Source organism: Natronospirillum operosum (assembly GCF_004768465.1).
Taxonomy (GTDB): Bacteria; Pseudomonadota; Gammaproteobacteria; order Pseudomonadales; family Natronospirillaceae; genus Natronospirillum; species Natronospirillum operosum.
This window is the reverse complement of record NZ_SRMF01000002.1, coordinates 537,247-550,851: the sequence shown is the minus strand read 5'-3', so window position 1 is coordinate 550,851 and position 13,605 is coordinate 537,247. Positions and strand designations below refer to the sequence as shown.

Here is a 13,605-nt window from a genome sequence, read left to right as displayed (position 1 = left end):
AAATCTTATCTTGCTCTGGGCTTGTCTTGAGAGGTCACGGGTTGCATGTCCCGCGTCGAGTTTGTGCTTGAGTACCCACTTCAGGGGAGATAGGTGCCGCCGTTGACATGAATGGTCTGTCCCGTCATGAACCGGCCGTCCGGTCCACACAGGCTGTACACCACACCGGCGATTTCCTCGGGTGTGCCCCGGCGGCCGAGCAGGGGCTTGTGTACGGAATGATGCCTGGGCCTGACGGCCGAGGAACTGTGCGTGCGGTCGGTCGCGACCATGCCAGGTGACACCAGATTGACCGTGATGCCGTCATCGGAGAGGTCCCATGCCAGGGCCTTGGTCAGTCCGATCAGTCCGGCCTTGCCGGTCACGACGTGGGCCCGATCACTGCCGCCGGAACTGCCGGTGAGGCCGCCAATGTTGACAATGGCGCCGCTGTCACTCTGGCGGAGCAGAGGAGCAGCGGCCTGTGCACAGAGGAAGGCGCCGTCCAGGATAATGGCCAGTACCGAGCGCCAGTCTTCCAGCGTCAGGGTGTCCAGACGACCTTCCTGTCGAACGGCTGCGTTGTTGACCAGGATGTCCAGACCACCGAATTCATCCCGAGCACAGTGCATCAGGCGTTCCACATCCGCCGGTCGAGTCACATCGGCCAGGCAGCCAACGGCCTGCCCTCCGGCAGTGCGGATCTCGTTCACGGTGGCTTCCACTTCAGCCTGGCTGGTGCGTGCATTGATCACCAGCGCGGCGCCTTCATCGGCCAGGCGCATCGCAATGGCCTTGCCGATGTTGCGCGCGCTGCCGGTCACCACAGCGACCTTGCCTGCCAGCGGCCGGGTTTCAGAACGGTTTTGCATGGTGCTGCTCCTGTAGCCAGTCGGCTGCGGCTTGCCGCAGGGGTCCGGTTTTCATGGCGGTATAATTGTTATAAAATATAAATTTATATAATTTATAACTCATAGTGGTTGGTCATGCAAGTCGGACACCGCTATGCTGGCCACAGCAGTGGGTTCAATTGGCTCCGGTGATTAGGGGGAAGGTCGTGGCAGAGGTGGACAATTTTCTGGATGAGTTGGCTGTACAGATGCCTCTGTCGACCAGCGAGCGTGAACGAATTCGCGCTCTGTGGCCGGAAGCTGAGCGGGCCGCTGACGAGTGTGAACGCCACATGCCGACCATCGGCTGGTTGTCCTTTCGCAAGCGTTATCGAGCCTTCATGGATATCTGTCAGCGCCTGGATCGGTTGCAGACAGATGGCAGCATTGATGACGAGCAGGCCCAGTTGGCCCTGACGTTGCTGCGGCGGCGCAGTCGCAGTTATCGCAAGGCAGAGAACATGTTCGCCGCACGCGCCAGAGGCTATTCATTGGGGCAGCGACAGCAGTTGCCGCTGACGGCACAGCAATTGATCAAGGCCATGCAGTTTCCCTTGCAGGGTTCACCCGACCAGAATGAGGAGTGACAACAAGGACATGTCGAAGCCACTTAAGGTGACCCGCAGTCTGCTGCTGGGTTTTGCAGGTGGAGCAGTAGCCGCCTGGTTCGATTTACCCCTGGCCTGGATGCTGGGCGCTCTGGTGTTCACCATGGTGCTGTCACTGGGTGGTGTGGAAATCAGTATTCCCAAGCCATTCAAGACCAGCTGTCGCATGGCAGTGGGTGTTATTCTGGGGGCTGCAGTCAACCCGGAGACACTGAGCCGGGTGGGAGAGTGGCCGGTCAGTCTGGCCCTGGTGGTGGCCGGTGTCATGCTGATGGCTGTGCTGTCCACCCTGTACTACCGCCATGTGGCGCGGTTCGATACCCTGACCTCCGTGTCCGCGTCGCTGCCCGGTGCCATCAGTACCATCCCCATGATCGCCATCGACATGGGGGCGGACCCCAGAAAGATGGTGCTGCCCCACCTGTTTCGTATCACGCTGATCATATTGATCATACCGCCGCTGTTTACCCTCTGGCAGGGCAGCGGATCTGGCCGGTTGGTAGCCGCCGAGCAGGGGATCGACTGGTGGGGAGTGCATCTCTGGGCGTTGCTGCTCGTGCCCGGTGCCTGGTACCTCGGCCGTCTGATTCGCCTGCCCATACCGGAGCTGACGGGCCCCATGATACTGGCAGCCGGGTTGTCACTGGGCGGCTTCAGTGTGACCTTGCCGGACTGGCTGTTTGCCGTGACCTTCGTTGTGCTGGGCGCCTCCATTGGCGGGCGTTTCTATCGCATGCCGATGTCGACGCTGCTGGGTACCGGGCGCCATGCCCTGGTCGGCAATCTGGTGACACTGGCCACTACCGGGCTGGTCGCGCTGATTATCCACTGGCTGACCGGTGTGCCACTGCCGGTAGCCCTGCTCGCTGTCGTGCCCGGGGGCATCGCGGAGATGGCCATTCTGGCTGCGGTGCTGGGCGTGGACCCGGTCTTTGTGACCTTCCATCAGATATTTCGCAGCGTACTGATCAACTCCAGTGCTCCGTTCATACTGAACCGGGTCCGGCGGCACGTAGCGCGCAGGTCGGCCTAGCCAAGTTCATTGCGGTAGTGAATATGGTCGGTCGCCCCGACGATAGTACGCCATTCAACGGCTTCCCCGCCCAGACTGTAGGCGATGCGTTCAACCTCCAGTACCGGCGTTCCGGGCTCCAGATTCAGCAATTCGGCTTCCTGCTCGGTTGCTGATCGGGCTCGCAGTTGTTCCAGCACCTTGGTGATCAGCAGGTTGTAATGACGTTCCATGAACAGGTAGACGGACTTGGGATTCTCCTGTTCCAGAAAATCCCGGGCACCGGGGCAGATACTGTCGATCAGAAAGAAGGTTTCCACCAGTGCCGGTTCGGCATGCAGTTGCCTGATGCGCACGGTTTTGCAACCGGCCGTACCCTTGCGGATGTCCAGACCCTTTGCGATGCGTGTGTCGGCCTTGGCCGGCGAGGACGATACGAGGACGGCTTCATCCTTGGCAATGCGTTCCCCCTGATCACTGTAGAACCGATGGAAACGGAAAGGATGGTAGTCACCGTCGTGGGTGGTGACGAAGGTACCCTTGCCCGCCTGGCGGGTGACCAGGCCTTCGCTGGCCATATCTTCTATGGCCTTGCGCACCGTACCCTGGCTGAGGCCGTACTCGTCGGCAAGTTTGAATTCGCTGGGCAGCAACTGACCTGGTTTCCATTCACCCGTCAGAACCCTGTGTACCAGGTGCTGCTTGACCTGTTGGTACAGGGGTTGTGCGGTCGGCTTCAATACTGTCATGTCTCAGGCTTCCGTTCTGGTTAACACCACTGCCACCCATGAGCGATTTCACTATGGCGACTGACCTGATGGTCAGCTCTGCATATTATACAAAATAGCGCAGCTAGCCGAAGTACTCAATTACAAGCGTCGGTTTTCCAGCATGACAGGGCTCGGCTTGTCAGTACAGAACCGAGCCTCCAATCAGTACTCTTCTCTCGGGAATACCGGTGGAATGGGGTCGACATTGTTCATGGCCTCGCCCAGTTCCGCCTCGATCTGCTCCATGGCAGTGAGCCAGGTACTCAGTCGAGTAGCCACGTTTTCCAGTTCGTTGTCCGGAATCTGCAACTGCTGCAGCCGGGCCAGCGTACGCACGTCATCGAGTGTCACTTTCATCACGGATCTCCTCTAGGTTGAGCAAGCGCTGCGTCGTTATCAGCTCGGAATTCAGGCGGCAGCTGTAATTCCGCCAAGATCGGGATGCTGCCGGTGCCAGTCCGTCAGCTGCTGATAGGCATGACCGATGCGGAACAACAGGGGCTCGGAAAGCGGTCTGCCGGCAATCTGCAGGGCGATCGGCACGCCACCGTTGCGGGCAAACCCGCAAGGCACGGACATGGCCGGCACATTGGCAAGGCTGAACGGATAGTGGCAGATGCGGCGTTCGATCAGCCGGCTCACTACATCATGATTGCCACCCACTTTCTCCTGGCTGGCCTCGATCAGTTTGGGGGGCGTGACATTGGTGGGCGTGAGCAGGGCATCGTACTGACGTGTCGCCGCCAGTACCTGCTCCCGAACCAGAGTACGCGCTCGCATAGCACGACTGTAGACCGTGGCCGGGATCAGACTCGATGCCGCCAGACGGGTGCGGGTGCCGACATCGAAGCGGTCATAGCGATCACGCAGAAACTGCGCCAGAAACTGGGCTGCCACATCGGCATCAGCCGACAGTAACTGCAGGGGTACGGCCCACTTGGCCAGTGGCAGTGATATCTCCTCGACAGTGGCGCCCGCATCACGCAGGGTGTCTACGGCCGTATCGAAGGCAGCCCGCACCTCAGGATCCGTGCCCTCGCCCTGGGCCAGTTCCCGGACCACGGCGAAACGCAGTCCCTTGATGCCGCCGTCGAGCTGGCTCGAGTAGTCAGGGACGGGGTGGCGCAGGCTGATCGGATCACGCGGGTCATGCCCGGCAATGGCCTGCAGCACGGCGGCGGTATCGGCGACGGTGCGTGCCATGGGGCCAAAGGTATCGCTGGTGTAGGCGTACATGACGCCGCCATGGCGACTGACCAGACCATGGGTGGGGCGCAGGCCAACAATGCCATTGCAGGATGCGGGGCCGCGCACGGAGCCGCCGGTATCTTCGCCGATACTGAAACTGCAGTGCCCGGCAGCCGGAGCAATTCCGGACCCCGAGGACGAGCTTGAAGCCGTATGTTTCAGGTTCCATGGGTTGCGCGGCTGGCCGTACGGGAAATCGATGGTGCCGCCCTTGCCGAACTCGTGCAGGTTCTGTTTGCCCAGCAGGATGGCCCCGGAGGCGCGCAGGCGACTGATGATGGTGGCCTGTTCGCCGGCCTCCATCTCGTCCTCGTTCAGAACCCGGGTGGCCAGTGTGGTCTTGAATCCATCGGTGTGCATCTGGTCCTTCACCCCAAAGGTGAGCCCGTGCAGCGGGCCGCGATAGTGCCCGGCCGATATCTCCTGCTCTGCGGCAGTGGCCGCAGCCAGTGTCTGTTCCGGGTCTACCTGAGTCCAGGCATTGAGCTGATTGTCGGAAGACTCGATTCTGGCCAGACTGGCTTCGGCCAGGTCCACCGGAGAGATCTTGCGATCCCGAATCAGTGCCGCCTGTTCAAGTGCGGTCAGATAATGCAGTTCTGTTGCTGCCATGTGTCAGACTCCTGCCTTGAGGTTTTTGCGGCCCCAGCGCTGCTTGATCTGACGGGTAATCAGAGGTTGCAGCAGCGACAGAACCAGAAGAATGAAGAACGTGATGATGATGGGACGCTCGAGGAAGTACTGCAGTTCCATGCCACCGCTGAGCTGATAGGTCCGGATCAGTTGGGTCTCGACCATGCGGCCCAGCAGCAGGCCCACGACAGCGGCCGCGACCGGATACTTGTAGCGTTTCATCAGCCAGCCCAGGGCGGCGAACACGAACAGGGTGATCGGCCCGGCCACATCGCCGGTGATCGCATAGGATCCCAGAATAGCCAGCACCATGACCGAGGGAATCAGTATGGTCAGCGGCACGCGCACTATGTTGCCCGCCACGGCCAGAAACACCATGCCCACACCCAGCAGCAGCACGACCTGGGCCAGATTGCCCAGAATGATGGTGTAGACAATATCCATATTGTTGTTGATGAACTGCGGACCGCCGGTCACATTGTGCATCGTGAAGGCAGCCAGCAGCATGGCGGTGCCGGCCCCACCGGGTATGCCCAGTGCCAGCATGGTCACCATGGAGCCGCCCTCGGAGCTGCTGTTGGCCGATTCTGCCGCAATGACCCCCTTGGGGTTGCCCTTGCCATAGCTCTCGGGGTCGTCATCTGTCCGTTTGGCCTGGGCATAGGCGATGAGATTGCCCACAGAAGAGCCCACACCCGGGATGGCGCCCACAAAGACACCGATAAGGCTGCCTCGGAGGTGGAAGAACGGCACCTTGAGGACCTGTTTCGCGCCGGCAAATACGCGCCGGAAATCGGCGCGGCGCGCGCCTTCATCACTGATGATGAACTGATTGCCGACCAGTGACAGCAACTGACTGGCGGCGAACATGCCCATCATGGCAGGTACCACCGGTATACCGTCGAGCAGGAAGGGGATGTCCATGGTGCCACGCGTATAGCCGCTGGTGTTCATGCCGACCGTACCCAGCATCAGGCCGAAGCCGCCGGCTATCAGCCCTCGGGTCAGGTCCTTGCCGCCCAGAGCGGCAATCATGGTCAGGCCCCAGATGGCAATCATCAGCATCTCGCCGGGTCCGAGTCCGATGACCCAGGCGCCGAGCGGTGCTACCACAAACATCAGCAGGATGTAGCCGATGAACACCGCGATGACGGAACTCATCAGTGCCAGGCCCATGGCTTCATTGTGCAGACCCTGGCGGGTCATGGGATAGCCGTCAAAGGTGGTGGCCACAGCGGACGTCGTGCCTGGGATGCCCATCAGAATGGAGGTCACTGCACCGCCGAAACCGCCGCCGGTGAATATGGCGGTCAGGAACATGACGGCAGGCAGGAAGTCCATGTAGAGGGTCAGTGGCAGGCACAGGGCCATGGCCATGGAGTTGGACAGGCCGGCTATCGAACCGGCCACCAGACCTATGATCAGGCCGGGTATGATAACCAGCCAGATGTTGATGTCGCTGCCAAGCAGAGCGAAGGCTCCGCTCAGCGCCGTCCAGTCAAGCATGGTGGCAATCTCCTATAGAAACAGGGTGGGCATCGGGTAGCTGAGCAGAAACCTCGCTCCGCCGATGACAAAGACAGTGAATACCAGGGCGTAAACCAGCACGAACCACCAGCGACGGTAGCCGAGCAGTACCAGGCTCAGTGCGATAAAGACAAAGGTAGCGACATCCAGTCCGATGATGTTGTAGCTGAACACGAAGCCGCCCAGCATCAGCAGGAGTATCAGCGCGCGCACCATGTCGAACAGTGATTGTTCCTGTTCGTTGGTCTGCGGTTCATCGTCTTCTGCCGCTACGGCAGGATCCGGTTCCGGCTTTGTAGTATCGGCATCGCCGGCAGTTCTGTGGATGCGGATACTCTTGATCAGGGTTACGCCGTACAGCCCCAGAATCATCAGACTGAGGGGGTAAACCAGAATGATGTTGTTGCGATTCATGGAGGTACCCGTGACGTCCTGGAAGTACCACCAGGTGATGCCGGCGATGACTGTGGCAAAGGCGAGATGGCCCCAGTCTGCGTCGAGGCGCCAGTTTCCGAGCTGCATGGTCGTCACTCCTGCGGTCAATTGATAGGTGAAGCGTGGTTGTCTTGATGGCGGAGACAGCCGCAGACACCGCTTCTGTGGTGTCCGCGGCAGCATTGCTGCGCTTCGGCTTCCGGATCAGTCAGGTTGCACGATCTGCAGGAACTCGGGACGAGCCAGGCTCTCATGCTCTTGCAGCATCATTTCCCGCGAGGCCTCAGGACCCATCCAGTCGATGGTCAGATCCTGTTCATGGTGTGCTTCGATGGCTTCCGGGTTGTTGGCGATGTTTTCGAAGGCCTCGACCAGGCGGGCATAGCGCTCGGGCTCTTCTTCCATCAGCTCGTAATGCACAAAGTAGCCACGGATGGAGCCGGACAGCACATGCGGATAGTCTTCAACCCCGTGCTGGTCAACGACTTCCAGCACATGCGGTGCATCCCATACATCGGACATCGGCTCGCGCGAGAAGGTCATCAGCGGCTCAATCTCGCTGGACATCTGGCGCAGGCCGGCTTCCCCGACGACCCCGAAATCGAACTGATTGCCGGCAACGCCGGTGCGGACATCACCACCGCCGTCAAAGGTCACTACGCGTACATCATCAACAGACAGACCGATGGCTTCCAGAAACAGGGTGGCATTGATCATGTCCGACGAGGTCGGCTGCACGCCCATGCTGACACTGCCAGGGTTGTCGCTGATGGCTGCGATCAGGTCATCGATGGAGTCGTAGTCACCCCGTGTCGAGCTCGCGATCATGGACGTATCAATGTCCACCAGGTTCAGTGGCTGAAAGTCCTCAATGGTAAACGAAGCACCCTGCAGTTCCTGATTGATGGTCATGTAGGGAATGGCGGTAGTACGCAGGAGGGTGTAGCCATCGGCGGCCTGCTGGCGCAGATACTCATGACCCAGCAAGTTGCCGCCACCCGGGCGGTTGACCACATTGACCGGCTGACCGAGTTCTTCAGCCAGAAAATTGGACATGACACGGGCCGCGCGGTCATTCGAACCACCCGGCCCGGCGGCGACAACCATGGTCAGTGGTCGTTCCGGATAATCTGCGAGCGCTGTGGTGGCGCCGGCAGTGAGCAGAATGCCGCCCAGAGTGCTGGCGAGTGCTGCCTTGAATGAGAATGAGATTGTGGCTGTGCGATTCATACGAACCCCTCTCGTTATGATTGGTTATGCAACATATCTTATATAAGATACATTTTTATAAATTACATGTGTTGAGAGAGCAGTCAACAAGAATCGATCCAGAAAGACTTGCGACTCGGTCTTGCAGGTGGACCGACTGACCGGGAAAACCCCCGGAACAGGGCTTTGGTGAAGAGTGTAAAAATTTGTAACTGGCAGCGCTGGCAACCAGAGGCCTCTGGCACCAGGTGCTCCGGGTGCACGGTTGCAGTGCAGACTGGTCCGGCAATGCTGTCTTTTGGTGCCGCGAATGCGCCCGCTCAGGCCTCAGCTCGGTTGATCACGCAGCCGAAAGGCCAGCACCAGGCCAGCCAGGGCCAGACACAGAGCCGTGACAAAGGCCGTGCGCAGACCGCCGATCAGCGCCAGTTCTGTCGGCAGGTCAGCGAGTGTTGCCGTGCGGGCACTCATGATGGACACCAGCACGGCCGTGCCGATGGAGGCGCCGACCATGCGCAGGGTGTTGTTCATGGCGGTGGCATGGGCAATCAGATGCGGCGGGCTGGCGTTGATGCCGGCCGTGATCAGCGACATCATCAGAGTGGAAATGCCCAGCATGTGCAGAATAAAGCCGACGGTAATGCGTGACAGCGGCGTTTCCGGTCCCAGGGTGACGAAGTGCCCGAGGCCGATGCACATCAGAAGCAGCCCGCCAATGGCCAGCCAGCGGATGCCGAAGCGGTCGAACAGGCGGCCGGCTATGGGCGACATAAGCCCCATGACCACCGCCCCCGGCAACAGCAGCAGGCCGGTCTGCAGGGCACCGAAGCCGCGCGCGTTCTGAACATAGATGGGCAGCAGCGTCTGCGGGCCGATCAGCAGCGTGAAGACGATGATGGAGATGCCGGTGGTCAGCCGGTACATGGGGGCTTGAAATACCCTGAACTCCAGCATGGGTTTGTCCATGCGCAGTTGCTGGGGAATGAACAGGCTCAGGGCCACCACGCCGATCAGCAGCGCGCCGATCACGCTGGGCTGGTTCCAGCCCACGGTGCCGGCCATGCTGAAGCCGTAGAGCAGGCCGCCCCAGCCCAGGGTCGACAGGCTGACCGACAGCGGGTCGATGCGGCTGTCGCGATACTCGGTCACATCGGCCATGACCCACCAGGCCGCGATCAGACCCAGTACCACAAAGGGCAGCAGTACAATAAACAGGTAGCGCCAGGACAACTGGTCGATCAGCCAGCCCGAGAGCGTCGGGCCTATGGCTGGCGCAAAGGCGATTACCAGCCCGACCAGCCCCATGGCCGTGCCGCGTCGATGGGGCGGAAACAGCGACATGATCACGGTCTGTGCCAGCGGCATGGCGATGCCGGCGGCCATGCCCTGGATGATGCGTGCTGTCAGCAACTGGGGGAATGTCTGGGCAATGGCACCCAGCGCGGTGCCGAGCAGAAACAGCGTGATCGCGGTCAGGTACAGGTAGCGGCTGGAATAGCGGTCGATCAGGGCTGCCGACACCGGAATGAAGATGCCATTGGTCAGCATGAAGGCCGTGGTCACCCACTGTGCCTGCGCCGCGCTGATGTCGAAATCGCGCATGATGGGCGGAATCGCCACCAGCATCAGCGTCTGGTTCAGCACGGTGACGAAGGCGCCGAAAATCAGCACCCCCAGAATCAGTGGTCGGTTGATTTCAACGGATTGTGACTTGTCCATGCGGGTTCCAATATGCCATAAGAGATGTCCTGTATTCCCTGAGCCTGCCATTGATCATGTTGATGCAACGCCTCGAACGCCGTCTGCAGGCCCTGCAGGCGCAGAATCCGAGAACGCCCAAGTACCGGCTGCTGCGTGATGCCCTGATCGAACTGATTGTCGACGGGGCGCTGGCCGAGGGTACCCGCCTGCCCACGGAACAGGCCATGGCCGAGGCGCTGCCGCTCAGTCTCGGCACCATACAGAAGGCTCTGCGCGAACTGGTACAGAGCGGTGAACTGGTCCGGCACCGCCGCCGTGGTACCTTTGTCGCGGCGGGGGACCATCGACACGAGATCAGCACCCCGGCCTTCAGTTTTCTGCGTCCGGACGGTGACCGTGTCCGCATGGTGTTCATTCGCCTGCTCAAGCGGCGTCGCCTGACCGGGCGTGGCGCCTGGACCGGTGTGCTCGGGCCCTGTGACGACGGCTATGTGCAGATCGTGCGGCAGGACCGCATCGACGGTGCCTTTGATGCCTACTCCAACATCATTCTGCGCGGCGACATCGCCGCGCCCCTGATGACGCTGCCGGCGGAAGCGCTCGAGCACGAAAGTGTACTGCCATTGTTGCAGGATCGCATCCCGCTGGCGGAACTGCAGGCCGAGAACCGCCTGAGCCGTTATCGAATTCCCCAATCCATCGGTCCTCATGTCGGGGCAGCAGCGGGTGATACCGGATTGCGCCTGGATATCCGCTACAGTCTGCGCAGTATCGCCCCGGATCGCCCCTTCGCCTGGATGACCATGGTCATGCCGCCGCATGACTATCAGGTGGTGACCCGGACCCGGCCGGATGAAGCCTGACCATAACAAGCTGTAACACAAAAGGCATGCCCTAATACTATATAGTAATTGACAGGAGTGGGCGACTGCCTATACTCGTACCATATAAAAAACAAAAGTTGATATATGATAATTTTCGATCTCAGGGGGTAATCACCATGAGTTGGACCACAGTCTGTCGCAAGGATCAGGTACAGGAAGACTTTCCCTTCTCGGCCAAGATAGACGGCAAGGAAGTCGGCATCTACCTGCTCGACGATGACTACTATGCACTGGAAGATGTCTGTCCTCACGCCTATGCCCTGCTGTCGCAGGGGTTTGTGGAAGACGGCGAGATTGAGTGTCCGCTGCACGAAGCCACTTTCGATATCCGCACCGGCAAGTGTCTGGGCGGCCCGGCGGAGCGGGACATCAAGGTGTATCCGCTGCGCATCGTGGACGAAGAAATTCAACTGGACTCAGCCGAGGTGACCGCATCATGAACGAATCGGCATACAACGCCCAACTGCGCGACTGGCAGAAAGTCATACCGGCCTCCCAGCCAGGGCAGGGTCATATCGAGCAGCCGGGTGGCTTTGCCAACCCGGTCTGGCAGACACGCAAGCATGCACCGGCGCAGTTCGAGCTGGACCTGCAGGCCGCCCTGGAAGAGGTGTTCGCTGCCGGCGCTACCGAATTGCCCGAAGTGGTGCAGGGTCTCAACAAGGCAGGCTGCCTTGATCGTACCGGGGCCCAGTGGACCGAAGACAGTTTTCAGCGTGAAATGGCGGTGCTGGGGCGCTGAGCGCACCGGTACAGCGGGAGGCAGACATGAGCAAGACAACAGAACAGAACGACGCTGTACAGCAGTACCTGGATCAGGGCCTGCGGTCACTCTGGTATCCGGTTGTGGCCAGTTGGGAAGTGGGCAGCAACCCGCTCGGCATTACCCGCCTGGGCGAGAATATCGTGCTGTGGCGTGATTTCGACGGCAACATCAATGCCATCGAGGACCGCTGTCCGCACCGGGGTGCCCGCCTGTCACGAGGCTGGAATCTGGGTGACCGGCTGGCCTGCTGGTATCACGGGGTGGAGGTGAATGGCGAAGGCACCATCTGTGATGTGCCGGCCATCAGCAACAGCCCGCTGGTGGGGCAGAACTGTGTGCGCCGCTACCACGTGCAGGAGGCGCACGGCGCGGTCTTTGTCTGGTTCGGCACCACGCCGAATGAAGAGCCGACCGAACTGGCCCTGCCGGAGCAACTGGACGACACCGAAACCTACGGCCACATGTTGTGCACGGCCACCTGGAAGTGCAACTATCAGTATGCCATCGACAACGTCATGGACCCCATGCACGGCACCTACCTCCATGCGGACTCGCATTCCATGGCCGAAGGTGACCGCAAGGCCGAAATGGAACTGGTGCCCACGGACGCCGGCTTCATCTTCAAGAAAACCGGCCAGCTCGGCGTCAATTTCGACTGGGTGGAGTACGGCAACACCGGCGCCCTCTGGCTGCGCCTGTCGATCCCCTACAAGAAGGAGTTCGGCCCCGGTGGTCCGTTCTGGATTGTCGGCATGGTAGTACCGGAAGATGCGGACAACTGCCGCGTCTTCTTCTGGCGCGTACGCAAGGTCAGCGGCTGGCAGCGCGATGTGTGGAAGTTCTTCTATCGCACCAAGCTGGAAGGCCTGCACTGGGATGTGCTGGAACAGGACCGAGTCATTCTCGAAAGCCTGGCTCCCGAGGCCCGCATGCATGAAAACCTGTATCAGCATGATGTCGGTCTGTCGCGCCTGCGCCGGGTACTGCAGAAGGAAGCCAAACAGCAGTTGAAGCGGCATACCGAGGCGGCGTCATGAGTGACGGTATGCTTGCCGGTCGCCGCATCATGATCACCGGCGCCGCGCGCGGTCTGGGGCGCCAGATCGCCTCTGCCGCCGCCGCCGCCGGGGCGCAACTGGTGCTGAGCGACATTCTGCAGGACGAACTGGCAACCACCGCCGCAGCCTTGCGCGGCGAGGGTCATGCGGTGGAAGATCTGTACATTGATCAGGCCGACCCGGACAGCATCGAGCAAGGCATGGCCCGGGTCGCTGCCGACGGCCCACTGGATGGTCTGGTCAACAATGCTGCCCTGGCCACCAATGTCGGCGGCAAGACGATGCATGAATACGACCAGGACCTGTGGGACCGGGTCATGCAGGTCAATGTGCGCGGTGTCTGGCTGATGACACGAGCCGCAGTGCCGCTGCTGAAAGGCGGTGACAGACGCGGCAAGGTGGTGAACATGGCCTCGGACACGGCCCTCTGGGGCGCGCCGCGCCTGATGGCCTATGTGGCCAGCAAGGGGGCAGTGATCTCCATGAGCCGCGCCATGGCGCGCGAGCTGGGTAGCGACAATATCTGTGTCAATGTGGTGGCGCCTGGGCTGACCCGGGTCGAGGCCACCGAATACGTGCCGCAGGAACGCTGGGACTACTATGCCGCCGGCCGCTCGCTGGCCGGCGAGCAGCAGGCTGATGATGTCGACGGCACTGTGCTCTACCTGTTGTCAGGCTGGTCCGACTTTGTCAGCGGTCAGGTCATCCCGGTCAACGGCGGCTTTGTCTTCAACTGAGTGTGGGTGCGCTTCGGGGGCTTCCGGGCGTATCAGGACACTGAAAAGAGTTTGACATCGATCAACCCCCGCGCTAACGTCATATTATCAGATAAAAAATGATGTTTCATATATAAAATGGGTTGCAGCCAGAATAGACTCTATTCTG

Annotated in this window: 15 protein-coding genes; 7 read left to right on the top strand and 8 right to left on the bottom strand. The window is 60.6% G+C overall.

What is annotated here, in order from left to right:
• Nucleotides 1-80: 80 nt before the first annotated feature.
• Complete coding sequence (locus E4656_RS08915) at nt 81-851, bottom strand: SDR family NAD(P)-dependent oxidoreductase (RefSeq protein ID WP_135482843.1); 771 nt, start codon at nt 849-851, stop codon at nt 81-83.
• Between the two features lie 185 nt (nt 852-1,036).
• On the opposite strand from E4656_RS08915, the gene E4656_RS08910 reads away from it, so the two are divergent.
• Together E4656_RS08910 and E4656_RS08905 are read left to right on the top strand one after the other, a co-directional pair.
• A complete protein-coding gene (locus E4656_RS08910; protein ID WP_135482842.1) occupies nt 1,037-1,456 on the top strand; it encodes a hypothetical protein in 420 nt (139 codons plus the stop codon).
• A 10-nt stretch (nt 1,457-1,466) separates the two neighbouring features.
• Nucleotides 1,467-2,510, top strand: coding sequence for an AbrB family transcriptional regulator (locus tag E4656_RS08905; RefSeq protein ID WP_167855992.1), 1,044 nt, complete (start codon nt 1,467-1,469; stop codon nt 2,508-2,510).
• On the opposite strand, the gene E4656_RS08900 is transcribed toward E4656_RS08905, so the two are convergent.
• The 7 genes from E4656_RS08900 to E4656_RS08870 all read right to left on the bottom strand — a co-directional run bounded on the left by E4656_RS08900 (nt 2,507) and on the right by E4656_RS08870 (nt 10,030).
• Nucleotides 2,507-3,238: a GntR family transcriptional regulator gene (locus E4656_RS08900; RefSeq protein WP_135482840.1), complete on the bottom strand. Its 732-nt coding sequence runs from the start codon at nt 3,236-3,238 to the stop codon at nt 2,507-2,509. The two genes, E4656_RS08905 and E4656_RS08900, sit on opposite strands and share 4 nt — an antisense overlap.
• 183 nt (nt 3,239-3,421) lie before the next feature.
• Complete coding sequence (locus tag E4656_RS08895; RefSeq protein ID WP_135482839.1) at nt 3,422-3,616, bottom strand: Asp-tRNA(Asn)/Glu-tRNA(Gln) amidotransferase subunit GatC; 195 nt, start codon at nt 3,614-3,616, stop codon at nt 3,422-3,424.
• A 51-nt stretch (nt 3,617-3,667) separates the two neighbouring features.
• Complete coding sequence (locus E4656_RS08890; protein WP_135482838.1) at nt 3,668-5,119, bottom strand: amidase; 1,452 nt, start codon at nt 5,117-5,119, stop codon at nt 3,668-3,670.
• A gap of 3 nt (nt 5,120-5,122) precedes the next feature.
• Complete coding sequence (locus tag E4656_RS08885) at nt 5,123-6,646, bottom strand: tripartite tricarboxylate transporter permease (RefSeq protein ID WP_135482837.1); 1,524 nt, start codon at nt 6,644-6,646, stop codon at nt 5,123-5,125.
• Between the two features lie 12 nt (nt 6,647-6,658).
• Complete coding sequence (locus E4656_RS08880; protein ID WP_167855991.1) at nt 6,659-7,189, bottom strand: tripartite tricarboxylate transporter TctB family protein; 531 nt, start codon at nt 7,187-7,189, stop codon at nt 6,659-6,661.
• Between the two features lie 117 nt (nt 7,190-7,306).
• Complete coding sequence (locus tag E4656_RS08875; protein ID WP_135482835.1) at nt 7,307-8,332, bottom strand: Bug family tripartite tricarboxylate transporter substrate binding protein; 1,026 nt, start codon at nt 8,330-8,332, stop codon at nt 7,307-7,309.
• A 306-nt stretch (nt 8,333-8,638) separates the two neighbouring features.
• Nucleotides 8,639-10,030 (bottom strand): MDR family MFS transporter, encoded by a 1,392-nt coding sequence (locus E4656_RS08870; RefSeq protein WP_135482834.1) that lies wholly within the window; start codon nt 10,028-10,030, stop codon nt 8,639-8,641.
• A gap of 62 nt (nt 10,031-10,092) precedes the next feature.
• On the opposite strand from E4656_RS08870, the gene E4656_RS08865 reads away from it, so the two are divergent.
• From E4656_RS08865 to E4656_RS08845, 5 genes are all read left to right on the top strand, one after another.
• Complete coding sequence (locus E4656_RS08865; protein ID WP_240753947.1) at nt 10,093-10,875, top strand: GntR family transcriptional regulator; 783 nt, start codon at nt 10,093-10,095, stop codon at nt 10,873-10,875.
• Nucleotides 10,876-11,012: 137 nt separating this feature from the next.
• Nucleotides 11,013-11,336, top strand: coding sequence for a Rieske (2Fe-2S) protein (locus E4656_RS08860; RefSeq protein ID WP_135482832.1), 324 nt, complete (start codon nt 11,013-11,015; stop codon nt 11,334-11,336).
• Nucleotides 11,333-11,638 (top strand): recombinase-like helix-turn-helix domain-containing protein, encoded by a 306-nt coding sequence (locus tag E4656_RS08855; RefSeq protein WP_135482831.1) that lies wholly within the window; start codon nt 11,333-11,335, stop codon nt 11,636-11,638. Before E4656_RS08860 ends, E4656_RS08855 begins: the two co-directional genes overlap by 4 nt.
• A 26-nt stretch (nt 11,639-11,664) precedes the next feature.
• Nucleotides 11,665-12,699 (top strand): aromatic ring-hydroxylating oxygenase subunit alpha, encoded by a 1,035-nt coding sequence (locus tag E4656_RS08850; protein WP_135482830.1) that lies wholly within the window; start codon nt 11,665-11,667, stop codon nt 12,697-12,699.
• A complete protein-coding gene (locus E4656_RS08845) occupies nt 12,696-13,457 on the top strand; it encodes an SDR family oxidoreductase (protein WP_135482829.1) in 762 nt (253 codons plus the stop codon). Before E4656_RS08850 ends, E4656_RS08845 begins: the two co-directional genes overlap by 4 nt.
• Nucleotides 13,458-13,605: the final 148 nt, after the last annotated feature.